The organism is Chitinophaga sp. W2I13 (assembly GCF_050434005.1).
Lineage (GTDB): Bacteria > Bacteroidota > Bacteroidia > Chitinophagales > Chitinophagaceae > Chitinophaga.
Genome location: NZ_JBNPWD010000001.1, coordinates 3,038,711 through 3,059,229, shown reverse-complemented (window position 1 = coordinate 3,059,229; position 20,519 = coordinate 3,038,711). Strand labels below are relative to the sequence as shown.

The following is a 20,519-nucleotide window of genomic DNA, read 5'->3' as shown; positions in this document are numbered from 1 at the left end:
TTACTTTTTATTGAAGGTGATTTGTTGGAGATAGGCTTTATCAAGCGCCTTTATATCCACGTTCCACTGACGGAACCCTGATTTGGGCAACCAGGTATTTTTGATAATTAATTCTTTATGGTAAGTGATTTTCCCTCCCGCCAGTTTGTAAGAAATATCAAAGGAATATCCCTCGCGGTCTATTTTCAGATCTCCGGGAAGATCGCCCACTTTGTAGCCGGCCGGCACGTCCAGGATGGTTTCATTGACTACATGCTGTTTGAATGGAAACAGCATGTCCTGTTGCCTTTTGGCGGTATCGATGGTATACCCGGAAAACTCCTTCCTGAAATCCAGTTCTGCGTATAAATCGTCCCCAAAGCCTGTAATGGCTTCCTTGTATTGCAGTTCATACTGAATATCCATTTGTTTATCCCAACTCCGGATATCTGATGTTTTGAGATGATTGATCTGATATTTGCCGTTATCTTCGGCGAGATACATTACCAGGGCATTCTGCAATTTTTCTTTCTTAATGCCATGCACCTGGGAAAGCAGGAACTCTTTACTTTCGCCATCCCACTGCTGCTGTACTTTACCTGCTAAGGCGGTACCATCGATATGCAGTAACCGTTTTTCCACGGCAGAATTTTGCTGCCAGGTACGTTGCGGCACACGGTCAATGATATACGCGTCCCCATCTTCAATCATCACTTCCCGGCCCTGAATGCGTTGTGCATACTGGTCCACTCCAATATAAGTTTCGGTGGCATCCAGGAAGTACCGTTTCCCTTTATAGTTCAGTGCGCAAATCATGTGATTATCTACCGCGAGAGAAGGGATAGCGTAGTCGTAGGCAATATGATCTGTACCGATCCAGCACAGGCGGGCATCGAAACCAAGTGATTTTAATAACCCGCGGGTAAGGTTGGCCATTCCTTTACAATCGCCGTATTTATGCTGCAGCACGTTCTGGGCCTTTTCAGGTTTGAAGCCGGCAATACCATCTTCAAAAGCGATATACCGGATATTATCCTGCACCCAGTAATAAACAGCATTTATTTTGCCGGTGTCTGTTGAAATACCTTGCGTAATTTCCAGTGCTTTGGCTTTCAATATGGTTTCATCATCCCCAATCTCTTTCACCAAACTGCGGTACCAGGCATAGAGGTCTGCGGTTTTATTAAAATAATTCACCCTGCCCGTTTTCAGGTCGGCATATTTGCTGAGTACCAACAGGTGTGGATATACGTAGGAAGGGCCAGGGGCGTTTTTCTCGCCCACCCTTGCCGGCAGATGCAGTGCGGTATAACTGTATACATCCGCATCCCGTTTGGCGTCGTATGTCACCTCTTTTTTTATCGTGAAGTGATCAAAGTTCATTTCCCTGATTTCAGCCTTCATCCAGCGGGGAATCACCACTTCTATCTCTTTGAAGTCTGTTGGATATGAATTGGAGAAATAGATAGCAGAGAAATAGCGGGGGTCGAGGATTGTTTTTTCCAGTTCCACGCTGCTTTCTGCGTTGCTTTTTTCCAACGGCACCACCATTGTACACACCTTTGCGTCAGAATAAAATATATCATCGATGGTATAGTTCTGAAAGGTGGGTTTGAGCAGCTTGGCGCGTTTACCATTTACAAAGGCGCGTACTTCGTCGATCCGGCTTCGGTCGTCGTAAAACTCCACAAATGGAACGGTGGTACGGAACTGATTGCAGCGCCAGGTGATAGCAGCCGTTTGCCGGATGTTAACAGGATTCTCTTTATCTCCTGTTTCAAATTCATAGCGTTCTTTCTGGCTGGTGATGGTAACGTTCTTATCTTCTTCAGAGAATGCATAAGACGTGTATGCAGTGCATAGCAATGCTATCAGCAGGCATAGGTATCGGGGATTCCGGGTCATAAAAGGTTACTGGTTAGCAGTAATATATAAATGTAAAATATATTTTTAATAAATAAGCACTAAAAAGCCGGAAGTGATAAACTTCCGGCTGTAGTTATGATCAGGATTAACAAAAACAGATGGTGGTGGTCGACCTAAGTTATATTAACACCGCGCTTTCTTCGAATTCCTTCTGAAGGCGCTGCATCTGACGGATATGCCGTTCGATATGCTTGGTGAGGAAATAGATATACTGATAGATGTCCAGCTTGCCCAGTTGATTTACAGACATGTTAGTGAACACCAGCACTCCTTCACCGTTTTTCAGTAAAGACAGGTTGTACATGCACTGTGCATACTGTTGCTTCAGGAGGGCTTTTACTTCCTGCATATTTTTAAGTCCGGTAGGTTCCATATGTTCAGGTCTTACCCAACCAAAGGATTTGCTGCCGATGACATCTATTTGTTCTAATTTATTGGCATAATCTGCCGGGAGTATCACGGAGTGGCCGGTTTTCTTACGTTCCAGCGCCCGGCGGGTACTCTTATTGATGATCAGCAGCAAAAAGTAATTGGTGAGCGTAATATGCTCCAGTACTTCCCGTATGCTCCATTGATCACGGTCTGGTTTGAAATCCAGTAATGCCGGTTCTTTCTCAAACCACTGATCCAACTCCCTGAAATTGGTGAGTAAGGCCTCTCTTACAACTTGAATAACGTTTCTCATCATCTAACGTTTTTGGGATTATGCACTTTACTTCTTTGCTAATCAAACGGGTTAGCGCATAACATCTTTGAATAAATATTTTGTTTGCCATTTTTATGCCGGATTTGGCCACAAAAAAACCCGGCCGTATTTACGGACCGGGATAAATAATGTAGAGGGGTTATCTCACATTATCGCATACCTTGTCCGTATGGCTTTTTTAAGGCAAAGCCATTCCGTTTACGCCATGAGGCGCATTTTTCTTGCATTACAGTTATCGCTTGAAATTCTTTCAATGTCGTCATTTCATTACTGCTTCAAAAGCAAAAAGTCCCACACTTTTCTCTAGTGCGGGACTCTTGTTTATATCGTTTGATAACTTTTCGTTCGTTAACAATCGGTGCAACATGCCCGCATTCTGGCCTTGACCTGCTTGTGTTGGCAGGCCATCGCTGAAATCTCGTATGTTGATATAAGTTGCACAGTTATTTTTGTTCTTGAAGCAAAGGTAATTTTTATTTTTTTTATTACACAAAAAAACACCCTACTTTTTTCCCAGACTTAACAATTAGTTTAAAGTGCAACTACATATCATTGATAATCAGAACAGGCTTAATTGTGAATTCGGCCGGCGGAAGGCTGCTGTATTGAATTCGAAGCGTTCCTGGTTCAAGCCATTCTTCTTTGTATGAATTTTAAACTGCTGCTTTATGAGGTCCGCAATGTTGCCTTCTCCCCTCATTCTCCGTCCAAAGTCGCTGTCATTCACCTTTCCCCCGTGCATACTTTCTATATGGTGCCATACTTTATCTGCCCGGTCGGGGAAGTTTTTATAGAGCCAGTCGTTGAAAATGATCTTCACCGCATCGTTGAGCCGCACTACCGTATACCCTGCATATTTAGCGCCATTGGCTGCTGCAGCTTCCAGCAGGCGGGGAATTTCATGGTCATTGAGTCCCGGGATGAGCGGGGCCGTCATAACGCCAACGGGTATCCCAAGATCACTCAGCTCCTTCACCACCTTTAGCCGTTGCGCCGCCGTAGCGGTACGGGGCTCCATTTTCTGCCGCAGGTCTTCCTGCAACGTGGTGATAGACAGGTACACGCATACCAGGTTATCCTGTGCCAGCTGCTGTAACAGGTAACGATCCCGTAATACCAGCGAGTTTTTAGTAATGATCCCTATGGGCTGTTTGTATTCCAGCGCCACCTCCAGCAACTGCCGGGTAAGCCACATCTTGCGTTCTACCGGCTGATAGCAGTCCGTATTCCCCGAAAGGGAAATCGGCTTGGGGTCCCACTTTTTATTATCCAGGAACCTGCGCAGCAGTTCCGGGGCGTTATGTTTTACAATAATCTTTCTTTCAAAATCCAAACCCGCGCTCAAACCCCAATACTGGTGGGAGTTACGGGCATAACAGTAAATGCAGCCATGTTCGCAGCCCTGGTAGGGGTTCATGGAATACCACATCCCCACATCCGGACTGTCCACCTTATTCACGAGATTTTTCGCATGTTCCTCGAACACCTGGGTAGGTACATCTGCCTGCCACCATTCATCAATGCCTTCGGCATGCTCCTGCGCATATTCATCTGCCAGGTATTTATTCTTGGGATTAATCTGTGCTCCGCGCCCTTTATAGTATGGATTTTCCGGTGCGCCCTCCTGGAATGGCAAAGTCATAGACTAAATATTTTAGTAAAAATACTAAAATATTTAGGATTTAAATAATTTCCATTTGCTTCATCAGGAAAGTGGCATTTTTATTCCTTGCAATACCCTCCCGGATGCGGTAGTCGAAAAACAAACGGTTGTCCTGTATAGTGCTTTCAAAACAATAATTCCTGATCTGGTGCGGATAAGCCGATTCCAGCTGCCCCAGTTCCAGGTCGTGCGTAGCAATCATGCCCAGGCAGTTATATTGCAGGAAATGCTCAATCAGGCTGCGCGAGCCCGATAATTTATCTTCAGAATTGGTGCCTTTGAGAATTTCATCTAACAAAATAAAAACCCGCGCACCGGTTTTCAGGTGATGGATAATATGCTGTAACCGCAGCAACTCTGCCTGGAAATAGGAAGTATGACTGGCAATCGAATCCTTGATTCGCATGGAAGTCATAATACGCATAGGGCTGAATACAAAACGGTCCGCACACACTGGAGCGCCGCACATAGCCAGCAACAGGTTGGAGCCTACGCTCCGCAGGAAGGTACTTTTACCGGACATATTGGACCCGGTAATGATCAGGAAATGATCTTTACGGCCAGTGGCGCCGTCATTCTTTACGCATTCATTGGCCGGGATCAACGGATGCCCCAGTGCCGTAGCCTCCAGGACACGACCTTCCGCCTGCGGCGCCGGCCACGAAAACTCCGGATGATTAAAGGCGTAGGTAGCCAGGCTGTTCCACACTTCCAGCTGGGTAATCACATCAAACCACCCGGTAATGTGCTGCTTATGCTGTTTCTTCCACCGTTCCAAACGCAGGATGCAATGGAGGTCGTACAGCATCAGGGAGTTAAGCCCCAGCGCAACCAAAAGGTTCAGCCGCTGATCAAAGGCATTACATATTTTGGATAGCTGCCGCAATGCTACATCGGCCTCTTTCGCCTTATCCTGCTGTTGCTGCAGTAAAGCGGATTTCCTGAAACTGCCGTTTTTTATAAGATGTAATAAGACAGAAAACTTATCCAGTATCCTTTCCTTATGCGAAATCAATACATATTGCGTCATGATCTTTTTCTGACTAGCGCCCAGCAGCAACCAGTTTAACATGATCAGTATCAACAACAGGTAATATTTCCCGGTGATAGCATAATACACAATGGAGCCGGTTACCAGCAAAGGACTCAGCCAGATAACCACATTTATAAATTTGTTGTGCAGAAAGTGGAAAGGCATTTCCAGCCATGCGCGGATCTCGCGACGATCGCTTTCCTCTTCTTTCGCCAGCATGGCATTGGCAGTAAGCAGCTGCCGGAACTCCAGTTCCGGTGTAAGTACCTGCAAAGCCTCCTGTGTGGCCAGAATAGCCGGGGCATCTTCAAGCGGGTCACGCAGCGCAGCCGCCAGCTGGCGTCTGCCGGACAATGTACCCGTGCGGTTAATATGCTGAAAAACAGAAGATGGCCCAAAAACATCGAGGTCGCTGCTGAAATCATGGCTGTCGTCCACGAACTCATTCCCGTCGTCAAAAGCCGATTGCCCGGTAGTGACCAACTGCCACTCCTTCTCATTCAACTCCAGCAGGGATTTAAAAAGCTGCAGCTTCTGCTGCGCTTTGGAATACCATATCAGCAACACTATAAACGCAAGCATACCGGCAGCTGTTACCAGCAGCCATGGCGCTTCCCAGCCGCTCCGGATAAAAAACACGATGCCGGCTACCATCACCAGGAAACTGGCCAGCCGGGCCCATGAAAGGCTGGCGGTTGATCGCTTCTCTTTTTTTATCGCTTCCCGGAACTGGTGAATCCTTTGCTGGTAAATATCTGCTGGCGTCATTTATCTGGTATTAATAACTAAAAAAATCAGGGATTTCATGATGTATGTTCGCAATATATTGAACATAAACCACAAAATCCCTGGTAGAAATAACTGGATTATTTATGCGTATTGTCTCTTCAGCAGATCAGGATACTCCTGGCTTACCTTCAGGATCAGTTCACCAAAGAGTGTATTCACCCAGGCAAACCACGGACGGGTAAATTTAGAGGGATCATCCTTGTGATAAGATTCATGAATAAAGCCGGTTTCACCGTCGGTATTGCGCAAGGTTTTAATACAGGAAGCTATTTCCTCCTTATCATGACTGGTCAACGCCCGCATGATAATACTCATTGGCCAGATATAGTCGTTGCCGGTATGCGGGCTGCCTACCCCATCGCCATATTTACCCCTGTAAAACCAGGGCTGGAAATTACTCCATACAAAGTGCCGGGATGCCTGGTACAACGGATCGTCAATGCCGGTATATCCCAGGTAAGGAATAGACAGGAGACTGGGCACATTGGTATCATCGAGGAATAAACGGTTTCCGAAACCATCTACCTCAAAACCATACATCATACCTAACTTAGGATGCTCCACAATGGCATGCGCCTTAATAGCACGGTCTACCTCATCAGCCAGCGCCGTACATTCGTGCGCAAAGGCCGCATCTTTATATATTGTTTCACTGATTTCCGCCAGCTGACGCAGGGATACCACGGCAAACATGTTGGACGGAATCAGGAAAGGAAATACTGTAGCATCGTCTGAAGGACGGAATATAGAAACGATCAGTCCCACCGGAGAAATAGGATTCCCCCAGCCTCCGTTGGCAACAGTATCTGATTGTACAGGTGAATTACGCTGAAATTTGTAAGGACCGTGGCCGTCTTTACGCTGCTGCTCCTTAAATGTTTTCACGATGAGCTGCGCCGCCTGTTTGTATTTATCATCGAAGGGGGTATTATCCCCGCTGATTTTCCAGTAATTATAAGACAATCGCACCGGGTAACACAGGGAATCAATCTCCCATTTGCGTTCATGCAGCTCCGGCTTCATGGTGGTCAGATCTTTATCCCATTCGCTGCCGGTAGGGCCTTCATTAAAGGCGTTGGCATACGGATCAATGAGGATACATTTCGTTTGACGGTTGATAACGCCCACCACCATTTCTTTCAGTTTCGCATCATCCTTTACCAGTGGCAGGTAAGGCCATACCTGGGCAGAAGAGTCGCGCAGCCACATGGCGTTGATATCACCGGTGATCACGAAAGTATCGGGCCGGCCGTTTTCTTTCTTAAAGTTAACCGTTGTATCGAGCGTGTTAGGGAAACAGTTTTCGAACAGCCATCCCAATTTGGTATCCGCAATCTGGGACTTTACCTTGATAATTGTCTTTTCCACCGCTTCGCTGGTGAATTTCCGCTTTGCCAGGGGCGGACGTTGGGAGGTATACCCATTCCAGCCAAATACGGTTTTGGGCAATCCAAGCCCAACAACGCCTGCTACCAGGGCGCCGTTCTTAAGAAAATCTCTCCTTGCAACCATAACGTTTTTGAATTTAGGAAACCCTAAAATAGAAAAGTTTTGCGGATTTGCTTAATCGATTTATCAATCGTCCTCATCTTCGGCAGCCGGCAACTCAAAAAAGCGCTCTTCCCGGCGCCGGCATCCGTATTACATATTTCTTCTGTACTGCCCTCCTACTTCATACAGTGCATGCGTGATTTGCCCCAATGAGCAATGCTTCACTGTTTCCATCAGCTCTGCAAAGAGGTTGCCATTGCTGACCGCTACCTGCTGCAATTGCTTAAGTGCAGCAGCGCTCTTATGCTGGTGCCTTTGCTGGAAAGCTTCGAGGGTATGGATCTGGAATTCCTTTTCTTCTGTAGTAGAGCGGATCACTTCTGCCGGAATAATGGTAGGGGAGCCGTTTTTATTCAGGAAGGTATTTACGCCGACGATCGGGAATTCGCCGGTATGCTTCAGCGATTCATAGTACAGGCTTTCTTCCTGTATTTTGTTGCGCTGGTACATTCTTTCCATGGCGCCTAATACGCCGCCACGTTCGGTGATGCGGTTGAATTCCGTTAGCACGGCTTCTTCCACCAGATCGGTGAGTTCCTCAATAAAAAATGCTCCCTGTACGGGGTTTTCGTTTTTAGCAGTACCTAGTTCACGGTTAATGATGAGCTGTATAGCCATTGCCCTTCTCACACTTTCTTCTGTAGGTGTGGTGATGGCTTCATCATAGGCGTTGGTATGCAGGGAATTACAGTTATCGTAAATCGCGTACAGCGCCTGCAAGGTGGTACGGATATCGTTAAAATCAATTTCCTGCGCGTGTAAACTGCGACCGGAAGTTTGAATGTGATACTTCAGTTTCTGGGAGCGGTCGTTTCCTTTGTATTTATACTTGATAGCCTTAGCCCAGATACGGCGGGCCACACGGCCAATCACCGCATACTCGGGGTCCATCCCATTGCTGAAGAAGAACGACAGATTAGGCGCGAAGTCATCGATGTTCATGCCGCGGCTCAGGTAATACTCCACATAGGTAAAACCGTTTGCCAGGGTAAACGCCAGCTGGGTGATAGGATTGGCGCCGGCTTCTGCAATGTGGTAGCCGGAAATGCTGACGGAATAGAAGTTGCGTACCTTTTGGGTAATAAAATATTCCTGTACATCGCCCATCAGTTTTAATGCAAATTCTGTAGAGAAGATACAGGTGTTTTGTGCCTGGTCTTCCTTCAGGATATCCGCCTGCACGGTGCCACGAACAGTGCTGAGGGCATGTGCCCTGATCTTTTCATACACGTCTTTATCCAGTACCTCTTCTCCCGAAATTCCCAACAGCTGCAAACCCAAACCATCGTTACCGGCGGGCAGGTCGCCGCTGTAATGCGGCAGCGGATGATCTTTGAATTTAGTTTTAATGAGGGCCTTTACTTTTTCTGTAAGCCCCTGCTCCTTGATATATTTTTCACATTGCTGATCAATGGCGGCATTCATGAAAAACGCCAGCAGTATGGGTGCCGGGCCGTTGATGGTCATGGATACCGACGTTTTCGGATCGCAGAGATCGAAACCGCTGTATAATTTTTTAGCGTCGTCTACTGTGGCAATGCTCACACCGGAGTTACCCACTTTACCATAAATATCGGGGCGTATTGCCGGATCTTCACCGTAAAGGGTAACGCTGTCGAATGCAGTAGACAGCCGCTTTGCCGGCTGGTCGAGTGATACGTAATGGAATCGTTTATTCGTCCTTTCCGGACCGCCTTCCCCGGCAAACATGCGCGTAGGATCCTCTCCTTCGCGTTTCAGCGGGAACACACCCGCTGCGTATGGAAATTCACCAGGCAGGTTTTCTGTGAGCTGCCAGCGGAGAATATCGCCCCAGTCTTTATATTTAGGCAGCGACACCTTCGGAATACGGCTGTGGCTGAGGCTTTCGCTGTACAGCGGCAGTTTGATTACTTTGTCCCTTACCTGGAATTCGTAAAAATCGGCGGTATATTTCTCTACCAGCGCAGGCCATTCCTCCACGAGTTTTTTACACCCGGGATGTAATGATTTTTCCAGGTGGGCTTTAATGTCGGCCAGTGCAGCGGCTGATGCCGGCTGCAGCGCCATCACGCCTTGTACCTGGTATAGTTGTGTAGCGAGTGTACATTGTTCATCCACCCATTTGCTGTAATCGCCGATGGCTTCTGAAATCTCTGCCAGGTAGCGTACCCTGGCCGGGGGGATGATCTGTGATTTGGTAGAAGTGGATTTAATGCTTTCATGCGCCATAGGGCCAAAGCTGGCCCCGGTTTTCTCTTCCACTTTTTCCATTACTTTTTCAAACAGCAGGTTGATGCCTGCGTCGTTGAACTGGGAAGCAATAGAGCCTACTACCGGCAATTCTTCTTCCTTGGCGTTCCAGAGGTTATGGTTACGCTTATATTGTTTACGCACATCGTGCAGGGCATCCAGTGCGCCGGCTTTATCAAATTTGTTGATGGCAATCACGTCGGCATAGTCCAGCATGTTGATCTTCTCCAGCTGGGAAGCGGCGCCGTACTCTGGTGTCATCACATACAGCGATACATCGCAGTAATCGGTGATAGCCGTATCGCTCTGGCCAATACCGGATGTTTCGAGGATAATAAAATCGTAGGCGGCCAGTTTGCAGATATCGATGGCTTCCTGGATATGTTCGCTGATGGCTTTATCGCTTTCACGGGTTGCCAGTGAGCGCATATAGGCACGCGGATGGTGGATGGCATTCATCCGGATCCTGTCGCCCAGCAATGCGCCGCCGGTCTTCTTCTTGGAAGGGTCTACGGAAATTACAGCCACCGTTTTATCGGTAGTGTGATTCAGGTAGCGGCGCACCAGTTCATCTGTTACGCTACTTTTCCCGGCGCCACCTGTTCCGGTGATACCGAGTACAGGAGATTTTTCCGGATCTGCCGCTGTGTGGGTAATGTGTGTGCCGGCAGTTTCATCTACAGTAACAGCGGTTCTTGTTTTTTGCCCGGTGAGCATAGCTACCGGCATATCGTTTTCTGCCAGGCTGATGGCCCTGGCGATGATCTTAGGATTTTTATCTGCCTGCAGCTGCGGGATATCTTCCACACCGGCGCCGGCAGTTAATGGCTTGATAGCGAAATCGCACTGACTGATCAGATCCTCAATCATACCTTCCAATCCCATTTGCCGGCCATCGTCCGGTGAATAAAGGCGTGCAATGCCATAGGCATGCAGTTCGGCTATTTCTACCGGGAGAATGGTACCACCGCCGCCGCCAAAGATTTTGATATGGCCGCAACCTTTTTCCTGGAGCAGGTCGTACATGTATTTAAAAAATTCCACGTGGCCTCCCTGGTAGGAGGTGACGGCGATTCCCTGCGCGTCTTCCTGGATGGCACAGTCTACAATTTCAGCTGCAGAACGGTTATGCCCCAGGTGAATTACCTCGGCTCCCTTTGCCTGCATAATGCGCCGCATAATATTAATGGCCGCATCATGCCCGTCGAATAAAGCTGCCGCTGTTACAATGCGAACCTTATGTTGTGGTGTATAAGACATATCAATTACCGGATTTTTGACCAGGGTTTCATGCTTCCTGCATGAAATCCACGAAGAATGCAAGTTACGGAAAAAGCAGCTGAACTGCCGGTATAGCGCGGGTTTTACCCAGAATTAGAATTGATTGAACAGCTACCGGATCTTATTGCAAAATATTTAACCGATCCCCGATCGGGTTAGTATTTCCCTAAAACAACTTTCCCCTGTACATTACCTGTACAAGGGAAAGCATAAAGTAAGACACAAGGCATTAATGCTTAGCGGTCTTCTGTTTCATAACGTGGAACTATAAAATCAAACTAATGATAAATGATTTATAGCTTTTCAAACTTATTAAATGGAACTTCTACATACGGAAATAAACAAACGAAAAATTGCTTTTGGCGAACAAGTTAAATTTTGGTTTTATAACGATTATTGTTTGCTTCTAAGATGTGTATATCTTACACAATCTTACTTAAAGTTTTGTTAAAAACCAACTTTTTTTTCTATTTAGATAGAAAATTAACCTGGCTGTTTTTTGACAGACACAGGCCATCGCAAATCCTTCGTGACAAAGGATTTCAACCTCATTCAAATTAACAGGAATACAAGAGAATGCAAAAGTGAAGGAGAAAAAAATACCAGATCGTCATCATTAGAAGCCTATTCCTAGATAGCGCTTCTTTCTTTGGTCATATTTGTCGAAATTGAATTTATAGAGCTTTGCCGGACGATGAGGCACATCTTCCTCTTCTTCATTCAAATCCATCAGTAAGTCCATCGACAAAAATTTCTTTCTGAAATTACGGCGGTCCAGTTCCATATCCAGGATCGCCTCGTACAGGTTCTGCAATTCGCGGAGGGAAAACTTGCGGGGCAACAGGTTAAAGCCGATAGGCTGCACCAGCACCTGCTGCTTCAGCCGCTCATGGCAGGTATCCAGGATCTGCTTATGATCAAAGGCCATTTCACGCAGTTCCTTTACACTGTGCCAGTGCAATTCGTTATTACTCATCTTCAATTCCACATGCTCAATATTCACCAGTGAATAGTAGGCGACAGTAATCACCCTGCCTGCAGGATGACGCTCCACCGCCCCAAAGGTTTGTACCTGCTCCATGTATACGTTATCCAGCCCGGTGCGCGCCTTAAGCACCCGGTAAGCTGCTTCATCCAGCTCTTCCTCCGGCCGTACAATGTCGCCCAGCAACGACCACTTACCCTTAAACTCTTTGAGATCCGATTCTATCAACAGTACTTTCAACTCGTCGTTGTTGAACCCGAAAATGACGCAGTCGACAGAAATGGCTACCTTGAAATAATCCTTTATTTCAACAAGGTGCGTGTTGATGTTCTTGGTGTACATAGACATCATAAAGACGTGGAATTACAGTAAAACTCAGTTTATCAATAACACGCGGAACTATATCCAAATGAAAGAAAAAAATATCACATTTAAAACAAAAGTGCCCGGATTTTTTTCAACAGATATCTCTAACCTGAAAGATAAGTTTAAATTTACGGCTCAGTTATATCAATTATGTACACAAAGGAGATAGAAATAACCCTGACGCAGCTGGCCAAACAACTGCTCAGCCATTTAAAGCAGGAACAACTGCTGCAATCCATTGATGAAACCCTGGATGCCCTTCGCCGTGTAATCAGTTATAACGACTGGCGTTACTACGTGGAAAGTGAACCCGTGATCAGCGACTATGAATACGACCAGTTGTACGCCTGGCTGAAAAAACTCGAACTGGAAAATCCTGACCTCGTTACATCAGACTCCCCCACCCAGCGGGTAGCACAAGGCCTCACCAAAGAATTCATTACGGTACCTCACCTGGTACCCATGCTCAGCCTCGAAAACTCCTACAATGCAGACGACCTGCTGGACTGGGACCGTAAAGCTCGTGAAAGCGCCCGCCTTACCGAAATTGAATATTGCGTTGAACCCAAGTTCGATGGCGCCAGTATTTCACTCATTTATGAAGACGACCGGCTGACACGTGGCGCCACCCGCGGCGATGGCGTAGCAGGAGAAGACATCACCACCAATATCAAACAGATCCGCTCCATCCCGTTGTCTGCCTCCTTCTCAAAATATGGCATTCACCAGATAGAAATACGCGGGGAAGTACTCATTAATAAAAACACTTTCAAAGCCTTTAACGATAAACGTATTGCTGACAACCTCCCCCCGCTGGCCAACCCGCGCAATGCGGCCTCCGGCTCACTGCGGATGGTAGATCCCAATGAAGTGGCCAAACGCGGACTGGAAGCCTTCCTGTATCACATGAGCTATCATAACATGAATACCGGGACAACAGAACCGGATGCGCTCAAAACACATAGCGGCACACTGGAGCTGTTATCCACACTCGGTTTCCGCAGTCCTGCCAAAGAAAAGAAAGTGATAAAAGGCATACAAGGTGTTATCGACTACGTATTAAAATTTGAAACCGAACGGGATAACCTGCCTTATGAAATAGATGGCATGGTGATCAAAGTAAATGACTATGACCTGCAGGACAGGCTGGGTATGACCACCCATCACCCGCGTTGGGCCATCGCCTATAAATTTAAAGCACGGCAGGCCACCAGTAAGCTCCGCAGCGTGGAGTTCCAGGTAGGCCGTACCGGCTCTGTTACTCCCGTGGCAAAAATTGACCCCGTACCCATTGGTGGGGTAACCGTTGGATCTATTTCCCTTTTCAATGAGGAAGTAATTAAAGAGAAAGATCTCAAACTCGGGGATACCGTGCTGGTAGAAAGAGCCGGAGACGTAATTCCTTACATCGTGAAGTCCGTAGCCGACCTGCGCGACGGCAGCGAACAGGAAATCATTTTCCCTACCCGCTGCCCCGTATGTCATGATAAACTCGTAAAGCCGGAAGGGGAAGCCGTTTGGCGCTGCACCAATATCAACTGCGAAGCACAGGTGGTAGAAAGAATGATCCACTTTGTGAGCAAAGACGCCATGGATATTAAAAGCTTCGGCGAAAGTAATGTGCGCAAATTCTTTTTATTAGGACTCCTGAAAGATATACCCGGTATTTATGAATTGGATTTTGAGAAGATAGGCGCGCTGGAAGGCTTTGGTAAAAAGTCACTGACCAACCTCCAATCCGCTATTGAGCAATCCAAAACACAGCCGCTGCACCGCCTGATATTCGGGCTCGGCATCCGGTACGTTGGAGAAACAACCGCTAAAACACTGGCCAATGCAGTGAACCATATCATGGACCTCCAAAACTGGACAGAAGAACAGATCCTGGCGCTGGAAGATATAGGACCTAAAGTAGCGGGCTCCATCCGGTTGTTCTTCGCCAACAATGATAACATCGAAATGCTGAACAGGCTGGCAGCGTTGGGTATCAGCATGACCAATACGAAAAAGGAAGCGCATGCGCCGGGTCACCTCAACGGACAAACGTTTTTGTTTACCGGCACCCTTCATAAGCTGAAACGCACCGAGGCAGAGGAAATGGTAGAACAGGAAGGCGGTAAAATAGTGAGCGGCGTGAGCAGCAAACTCAACTACCTGGTAGTAGGCGATGATGCCGGCAGTAAACTGGAAAAGGCCAAGAAAATTAATACGATTAAGATCCTGTCGGAAGATGAGTTCCTGGCAATGATCAACAAATAATTATCAGCCTTTGGTTGCTTTGCAATTAAAGGCTGAATACCAACAGCGGTTATGACAGACGAACATTTTATGCGGCAGGCGATGCAGGAAGCACGCAAAGCCTTTGAAGACGGAGAAGTGCCTATTGGCGCCGTAGTGGTATTAAACAACCGCATTATTGGCCGTGGCTATAATCATGTAGAAAGATTGAACGACTGTACCGCGCACGCAGAAATGATTGCGTTAACAGCTGCGTTCAATACGCTCGGCAGTAAGTACCTGATGGAAGCTACTTTATATGTAACCGTAGAACCTTGCCTGATGTGTGCGGGAGCACTGTATTGGAGTAAGATAGGCAGGATTGTTTATGCAGCGGCAGATGACAAGAACAGCTACCGGAGAGCCACCGGTGACCGGTCCCCGTTTCATCCCAAAACAAAACTGGAGGCCGGTCCGTGCAGCGAAGAAAGTTTACAGCTGATGAAAACCTTCTTTGAACAAAGGAGATAATTATTTTTTGGTGGAATCCATCAGCTTATTCATACCCATCATTTGTTTCATGGTATGATCCATCCCTTCGGAAGAACCATCCAGGAAGATGACGTTTCCTTTTGAGTTTTCAGCAAAGTGCTTAATGGCTTCGGTCCACATGGAGAAGAGGATCACGGAGGTATCCAGGTTGGCCTGCTGCATTTCTTTGGCGGCCATACTCATACCCTTGGCTACTTCTTCACGGAACAGGGCTACACCCATACCACGCAGCTGGGCAGCCTGGCGCTCAGCTTCTGCTGCAATTTTAATAGCATTACCATCTGCTTCCGCCGCTTTGGTTTTAGTGATCAGTAATGCCTGACCTTCATTTTCAGCAGCCGCTTTCAGGTTATTGGAAGCCACTACCTGCGCCATAGACTTCATGATCACTTCATCAAAAGTGATATCATTCATCTGCAGATCCAACAGGTGGAAACCCCATTCTTCCAGGGTTTTGTCGATCTGTTCTTTTACGTGTTCCGTAATATCTTTACGCAGACCTAATACCTCCGCCTGTCTTTTAGTAGCTACAAATCCACGGATAGAGCCTTCAATGGTGCGTACCAGCGCCTGCATGAAGCTTCTTTCATCCATAAATTTGAACGCTACGTTCTTAAGCGTTTCTTCTTCCTGGTTCCATACGGCATACAGCAGCATGGCTTTAAAGTACACATTCGCCTGGTCAATGGTAATAGCCTGGAATTCCAGTTCCACAGACCTGTTCTGGATGGATACCCTTTTAAATACCTTTTCAATGATGGGTATTTTCCAGTTCAGCCCGGGAAAAAGTACCCGGTTGTATTTCCCGAATATAGTGGTAACAGCAATGTTTCCCTGCTGCACCGTTACAAACGATGATAGTATGACGACTAAAGCCAGTACTATCAAAACGATCAAGATAACATTCATAGAATGATTGTTTAGGTAGGGTTTAGGCTGGTAAATATAATGAATTAAAGCCAACGGCAGATGTGGACGAAAACTGCGATTAGTCGCAGTCTCTATATTCTTTGTTTTCTTCTGAAATATATAAATACGTCGTCCAGCTCTATTTGTTTCAACTGGTACGCCAACCGTGTTCTCAGGTCCTCGGTTTCATCTTTTATCCTTCTGTATTGATCTTTAAGGATTTCGTAGCGGGCAACAATTTCTTCTGCAGTGGCAGATTCCTCCAGTTGTAAGATGTCAAATGCTCTTTCCTCGGTTATCATAGTAGTTATAGGGGTGTTTCAGATAGTAATCATCCCGGATGTTTAAAAAACACACGTAATATTTAATCCACTAAATTAGTCGAGTTTGAAAAACGAGCAAATACCCAATGTTGGGTATTTTTATTCAAATCCTATCTTACGGGCAATGGCCACCAATTCTGAGGTGTTACGTACTTTCAGTTTCAGCCGGATATTTTTCCGGTGGGTTTCCACTGTATAACGGCTAAGGTTCAACGATTGGGCTATTTCCTTGTTGTTCAGTCCTTTTACGGCCATCCCCAACACATCTTTCTCCCGCGGGGTCAGTTTGTTGAAAAGGGTTTCATTTTGCCGGCGCATAATAGCAGCCAGCGCTTCAGACAGTTGGGCATTGGTATCAACAGCATTGGTAAGATCCAGGAAGGCACAGATAATTTCCACCACCCTTCCGTTTTTATCGTGCGTAAACGGCACTTCCAGCCCAAGCAACCACCGGTAATCAATTTCTCCTTTTTTACGGATGCGGGCCAATCCGCCAAATTGTGCCTTGTTATTAATAAACGATTGCTGCGCTACCGCAGCCAGCTTAAAGTCGTCAGGATGCATGATGTGCCGGAAAAATTCAATGCCCATACCCGTCATCTCATCAGCAGAAAAACCAACGGTTTCTGCGAGACGGTCGTTGCACCACGTCACAGATTTATTATTGTTATCGTAACTGTAAATCATGGCGGGTACATGATGTAAAACGCTCTCCAACCAATGGATACGATTTTTTAAATGCTCATTTTCCTTCTGTAAGGCATTGAGGGAAAAATGTAGCCCCGAGTCCGAGCCTGTCTGCATACTATAAGTTTTAAACAAACAATAGGTAACCAACTGCCAGGCGCAGCTGAAAAAATATGCCTGACGTTATGTTCTGTTAAACCGAGTATCCGTAAATATAAAATAATTTTCCATATGACCAAGCCCTGGCGTTGATTGATTTCACCTAATTAACAAGGTTGCCCGTTGATCACTAAACCGGTTATCTCATTAACTTAATAATTAAATGTCTAAATTTTAACGGATTGGCAGTAAATTTGGCGACTATCAAGAAATCATATTTTAAAACCCATAAAACTTTGAGTTATGGCATTTACACTTCCGAGCTTACCCTACGCACCAGACGCGTTAGAGCCGAATTTCGATAAACTGACAATGGAAATTCATCATGGTAAGCACCACCAGGCTTATGTAGACAATCTGAACAAAGCGGTAGCAGGCACAGAAAACGAGAACAAATCGCTGGAAGAACTGGTAGCTAATGCCGGTAAAATCAGCCCGGCTGTAAGAAACAATGGCGGTGGTCACTGGAATCACAGTTTCTTCTGGACCAGCCTGGCACCAAATGCCGGCGGCGCTCCAACCGGTAAACTGGCAGATGCTATCAACAGCACTTTTGGTTCTTTTGAAGCCTTCCAGGAAAAATTCAACACCGCCGGCGCTACCCGCTTCGGCTCCGGTTGGGCATGGTTAACCGTAAAAGATGGTAAACTGGAAGTTTCTTCCACGCCTAACCAGGACAATCCACTGATGGATGTTGCTGAAGTAAAAGGCACACCTATCCTCGGTGTAGACGTATGGGAACATGCTTACTACCTGAAATACCAGAACCGCCGTCCGGAATACCTGAAAGCATTCTGGAATGTGGTAGACTGGAACGCCATCAGCAAACGCTACGAAGCAGCTGTATAAGCTATCACCAGTTCATGGAACTGCATAAAAAAATCCCGTCAGGTAAACCTTGACGGGATTTTTTATATGCTTGACCAATTGTTTATAGTTCTCTGATCTTTAAATTTTTGAACCATATTTCACTGCCATGGTCCTGCAATGCAATATGGCCTTTTTTAGACATCCCGTAGCCTTTGGCATCCTTCCATTTGCCGTCCTCCTTGTGCTTCTTCCATTCAGGCGTCCACAGTTCGTAATCGGCCGTTTTCTTTCCATTCAGCCAATGCTCTACATGACCCTTGTTTACAATGATCTTGGTAGTGTTCCATTCGCCGATGGGATTCGCAGCATCTGCCAAAGGAGGATTCATGGCATAATTGGCGCCTGTTTTCTGCCAGGGCTCCAGCTTCTCCGGGAAATTTTTATCATCAATGATCTGGTATTCCGGCCCACTCAACTGAGGCGTTTCAAATTCTTCCGATACCATATACATGATGCCGCTGTTGCCTTGCGGCGACAGCTTCCAGTCGGCCGTCAGCTCAAAATTCTCAAACTGCTTATCTGTGATCAGGTTCCCCCGTTTATCAGACTTGTCTGTTTTATTACCCAGGCAATGCAGGATCCCTTTCTCCGCTACCCAGGAGTCGGCCGGTTTATTTTTGTAAGTCCGCCAGCCCTCCATTGTATGGCCGTTAAATAACAGTTGCCAGCCTGCTGCCTTTTCCGCTTCACTTAACACAGCTCCCGTAGAATCTGCAAGCGCAGTGCTTACAAGAGAATCCGCCACCGCAATGGCATTCTTGTTCTCGTTATTTACCGTATTACCTCCGCAAGACGCCACCACAATAGTTATCACGGACAACGCAGGAACCAAAAGGTGCTTCATATGTACACGTGTTTAATTACTTGTTCACTACTTTCAGATTCTTAGGATCCCAGTGGATGATCTTATTATCGAAATAGCTTTCGTTGCACAACAGCGCCGGCGCCGCTGCACGGAAACCGAATGTAGGATCTTCCGCTACTTTACCGTTGGTACGCATGGCGTTAAACAGGTTGTAGAAGTGATCGAAGTGCGCTCCTTTGTATCCTTTCTCTGCCTCATAGATCATCTTTTCAGGATCCAGCATGTTCGCACGGTGATAGGCATACGATTTTCCGTTATTGGATGCAGCAGCATTGGCAGCAGCCAGCGGATCGTTTTCATCTACCTGTACATTATTGCGGAACAGCGTTACCTTATCCCATTCTACGGTCATAGAGCCCTCACTGCCCACCATGCGCAGGTAGTTGGTGCCACCGGTACCATCCACGAAGTTCACGCGGAGCGACAGGTTAAACGCAGGGTGTATTTCGGTTTCAGGATAATCAAACATGCCCAGCATAATATCGGGTACTTCCCTGCCATCTTTCCAGTAACGTAATCCGCCGGTGGCCATTACTTTATTGGGACCGAGTGAACCGGTTACCAGGTGCAGACTGGAAAACAGGTGAACGAACAGGTCGCCGGAAACGCCGGTGCCATAATCTTTATAATTACGCCAGCGGAAGAAACGCAATGGGTCAAAATCGCGCTTGGGCGCGTTTTTGAGGTAAGTGGTCCAATCAACTGTTTTAGTGGAGGCATCCGCAGGAATAGGGTATTGCCATGCGCCGGTGGGCGACATACGTGCCCAGAAGCCTTCGGCATAATTAAGTTTACCGATAGCGCCATCTTTCAGGAGCTGCCTGGCTTTTTCATTACCCAGGGAACTCATACCCTGGCTACCTACCTGGTATACTACTTTTCCGTTGCGTTGCTGGGCTTCCACTACTGCGGGTCCTTCGCTGATATCATGTACCATTGGTTTTTCGCAATACACGGATTTGCCTTTATTCATGGCTGCCACGGAAATATCTTTATGCCAGAAATCCGGCACAGCGATGATCACGGCATCAATGTCTTTTCTCTCCAGGATTTCCTGGTAACTGCGGGTAGTGTAAATATCATTCCCCCATTTGTTTTTTGCATCTGCCAAACGGCCATCATACAAATCACAGGCGGCTATCAGCTTTACACCGGGCACGGTGATTGCCGTATTGGCATCTGCTGTTCCCATACCACCCGCGCCTATCAGCGCTATCTGTATCTGGTCGTTTGCACTGTATTTTTCTTTCAGGCGGGAAAGTGACTGAATGTTTCTTTGCTTATCAGCTGCGGTCAGGATACTTGGCAGCAGCGATGCTCCTACTACTCCTTTGGCAAATTTACTGATGAAACTCCGGCGAGAGTCTTCATTGGAATTTACTGGCATGATAACCCTTTTAGATTGAGAAATGATATAAGTTTATTA

15 protein-coding genes are annotated in these 20,519 nt (G+C 46.7%); 3 read left to right on the top strand and 12 right to left on the bottom strand.

Annotation, left to right across the window (positions count from 1 at the left end; genetic code table 11):
- The 7 genes from QFZ48_RS12580 to QFZ48_RS12550 form a co-directional block, all read right to left on the bottom strand.
- Window positions 1-1,884 carry a transglutaminase domain-containing protein gene (locus QFZ48_RS12580; RefSeq protein WP_429062487.1) on the bottom strand — a complete coding sequence of 628 codons (1,884 nt, stop codon included), beginning with the start codon at window positions 1,882-1,884 and terminating at the stop codon, window positions 1-3.
- Between the two features lie 139 nt (window positions 1,885-2,023).
- A complete protein-coding gene (locus tag QFZ48_RS12575; RefSeq protein ID WP_200817306.1) occupies window positions 2,024-2,590 on the bottom strand; it encodes a DinB family protein in 567 nt (188 codons plus the stop codon).
- Between the two features lie 580 nt (window positions 2,591-3,170).
- Entirely contained in the window at window positions 3,171-4,253 is a 1,083-nt protein-coding gene (locus tag QFZ48_RS12570; protein WP_429042553.1) for a PA0069 family radical SAM protein, read from the bottom strand.
- Window positions 4,254-4,293: 40 nt separating this feature from the next.
- The gene (locus QFZ48_RS12565) at window positions 4,294-6,075 is read right to left on the bottom strand and encodes a MutS-related protein (RefSeq protein WP_429062485.1); all 1,782 of its coding nucleotides are present in this window, start codon (window positions 6,073-6,075) and stop codon (window positions 4,294-4,296) included.
- A gap of 102 nt (window positions 6,076-6,177) precedes the next feature.
- Window positions 6,178-7,608 carry a glycoside hydrolase family 125 protein gene (locus QFZ48_RS12560; RefSeq protein ID WP_370908577.1) on the bottom strand — a complete coding sequence of 477 codons (1,431 nt, stop codon included), beginning with the start codon at window positions 7,606-7,608 and terminating at the stop codon, window positions 6,178-6,180.
- Between the two features lie 129 nt (window positions 7,609-7,737).
- Window positions 7,738-11,139, bottom strand: coding sequence for a methylmalonyl-CoA mutase family protein (locus QFZ48_RS12555; RefSeq protein ID WP_429062483.1), 3,402 nt, complete (start codon window positions 11,137-11,139; stop codon window positions 7,738-7,740).
- A 637-nt stretch (window positions 11,140-11,776) separates the two neighbouring features.
- Window positions 11,777-12,496 (bottom strand): NUDIX hydrolase, encoded by a 720-nt coding sequence (locus QFZ48_RS12550; protein WP_370908580.1) that lies wholly within the window; start codon window positions 12,494-12,496, stop codon window positions 11,777-11,779.
- A gap of 165 nt (window positions 12,497-12,661) precedes the next feature.
- On the opposite strand from QFZ48_RS12550, the gene ligA reads away from it, so the two are divergent.
- Together ligA and QFZ48_RS12540 are read left to right on the top strand one after the other, a co-directional pair.
- On the top strand, window positions 12,662-14,770 hold the full coding sequence (gene ligA, locus QFZ48_RS12545; RefSeq protein ID WP_429042561.1) for an NAD-dependent DNA ligase LigA: 2,109 nt from the start codon (window positions 12,662-12,664) through the stop codon (window positions 14,768-14,770).
- A 51-nt stretch (window positions 14,771-14,821) separates the two neighbouring features.
- Window positions 14,822-15,259 (top strand): nucleoside deaminase, encoded by a 438-nt coding sequence (locus QFZ48_RS12540; protein WP_079471170.1) that lies wholly within the window; start codon window positions 14,822-14,824, stop codon window positions 15,257-15,259.
- Here the strand turns inward: QFZ48_RS12540 and QFZ48_RS12535 are convergent, their stop codons facing one another.
- The 3 genes from QFZ48_RS12535 to QFZ48_RS12525 form a co-directional block, all read right to left on the bottom strand.
- Entirely contained in the window at window positions 15,260-16,189 is a 930-nt protein-coding gene (locus QFZ48_RS12535) for an SPFH domain-containing protein (RefSeq protein ID WP_142684834.1), read from the bottom strand.
- A gap of 92 nt (window positions 16,190-16,281) precedes the next feature.
- Window positions 16,282-16,491, bottom strand: coding sequence for a hypothetical protein (locus QFZ48_RS12530; protein ID WP_370908582.1), 210 nt, complete (start codon window positions 16,489-16,491; stop codon window positions 16,282-16,284).
- Window positions 16,492-16,611: 120 nt separating this feature from the next.
- On the bottom strand, window positions 16,612-17,316 hold the full coding sequence (locus tag QFZ48_RS12525; RefSeq protein ID WP_370908583.1) for a LuxR C-terminal-related transcriptional regulator: 705 nt from the start codon (window positions 17,314-17,316) through the stop codon (window positions 16,612-16,614).
- Window positions 17,317-17,601: 285 nt separating this feature from the next.
- Here QFZ48_RS12525 and QFZ48_RS12520 point away from each other — a divergent pair, with 285 nt between their 5' ends.
- Window positions 17,602-18,207, top strand: a complete 606-nt coding sequence (locus tag QFZ48_RS12520; protein WP_370908584.1) for a superoxide dismutase — start codon at window positions 17,602-17,604, stop codon at window positions 18,205-18,207.
- 82 nt (window positions 18,208-18,289) lie between these two features.
- On the opposite strand, the gene QFZ48_RS12515 is transcribed toward QFZ48_RS12520, so the two are convergent.
- Together QFZ48_RS12515 and QFZ48_RS12510 are read right to left on the bottom strand one after the other, a co-directional pair.
- Window positions 18,290-19,072, bottom strand: a complete 783-nt coding sequence (locus tag QFZ48_RS12515; RefSeq protein ID WP_429042566.1) for a 3-keto-disaccharide hydrolase — start codon at window positions 19,070-19,072, stop codon at window positions 18,290-18,292.
- 16 nt (window positions 19,073-19,088) lie between these two features.
- Window positions 19,089-20,480: a Gfo/Idh/MocA family protein gene (locus QFZ48_RS12510; RefSeq protein ID WP_429062481.1), complete on the bottom strand. Its 1,392-nt coding sequence runs from the start codon at window positions 20,478-20,480 to the stop codon at window positions 19,089-19,091.
- Window positions 20,481-20,519: the final 39 nt, after the last annotated feature.

What these genes read in the sequence shown, in the direction of transcription:
- QFZ48_RS12580 (WP_429062487.1), bottom strand. Translation starts at nt 1,884, where the DNA reads ATGACCCGGAATCCCCGATACCTATGCCTGCTGATAGCATTGCTATGC.
- QFZ48_RS12575 (WP_200817306.1), bottom strand. Translation starts at nt 2,590, where the DNA reads ATGAGAAACGTTATTCAAGTTGTAAGAGAGGCCTTACTCACCAATTTC.
- QFZ48_RS12570 (WP_429042553.1), bottom strand. Translation starts at nt 4,253, where the DNA reads ATGACTTTGCCATTCCAGGAGGGCGCACCGGAAAATCCATACTATAAA.
- QFZ48_RS12565 (WP_429062485.1), bottom strand. Translation starts at nt 6,075, where the DNA reads ATGACGCCAGCAGATATTTACCAGCAAAGGATTCACCAGTTCCGGGAA.
- QFZ48_RS12560 (WP_370908577.1), bottom strand. Translation starts at nt 7,608, where the DNA reads ATGGTTGCAAGGAGAGATTTTCTTAAGAACGGCGCCCTGGTAGCAGGC.
- QFZ48_RS12555 (WP_429062483.1), bottom strand. Translation starts at nt 11,139, where the DNA reads ATGTCTTATACACCACAACATAAGGTTCGCATTGTAACAGCGGCAGCT.
- QFZ48_RS12550 (WP_370908580.1), bottom strand. Translation starts at nt 12,496, where the DNA reads ATGATGTCTATGTACACCAAGAACATCAACACGCACCTTGTTGAAATA.
- ligA (WP_429042561.1), top strand. Translation starts at nt 12,662, where the DNA reads ATGTACACAAAGGAGATAGAAATAACCCTGACGCAGCTGGCCAAACAA.
- QFZ48_RS12540 (WP_079471170.1), top strand. Translation starts at nt 14,822, where the DNA reads ATGACAGACGAACATTTTATGCGGCAGGCGATGCAGGAAGCACGCAAA.
- QFZ48_RS12535 (WP_142684834.1), bottom strand. Translation starts at nt 16,189, where the DNA reads ATGAATGTTATCTTGATCGTTTTGATAGTACTGGCTTTAGTCGTCATA.
- QFZ48_RS12530 (WP_370908582.1), bottom strand. Translation starts at nt 16,491, where the DNA reads ATGATAACCGAGGAAAGAGCATTTGACATCTTACAACTGGAGGAATCT.
- QFZ48_RS12525 (WP_370908583.1), bottom strand. Translation starts at nt 17,316, where the DNA reads ATGCAGACAGGCTCGGACTCGGGGCTACATTTTTCCCTCAATGCCTTA.
- QFZ48_RS12520 (WP_370908584.1), top strand. Translation starts at nt 17,602, where the DNA reads ATGGCATTTACACTTCCGAGCTTACCCTACGCACCAGACGCGTTAGAG.
- QFZ48_RS12515 (WP_429042566.1), bottom strand. Translation starts at nt 19,072, where the DNA reads ATGAAGCACCTTTTGGTTCCTGCGTTGTCCGTGATAACTATTGTGGTG.
- QFZ48_RS12510 (WP_429062481.1), bottom strand. Translation starts at nt 20,480, where the DNA reads ATGCCAGTAAATTCCAATGAAGACTCTCGCCGGAGTTTCATCAGTAAA.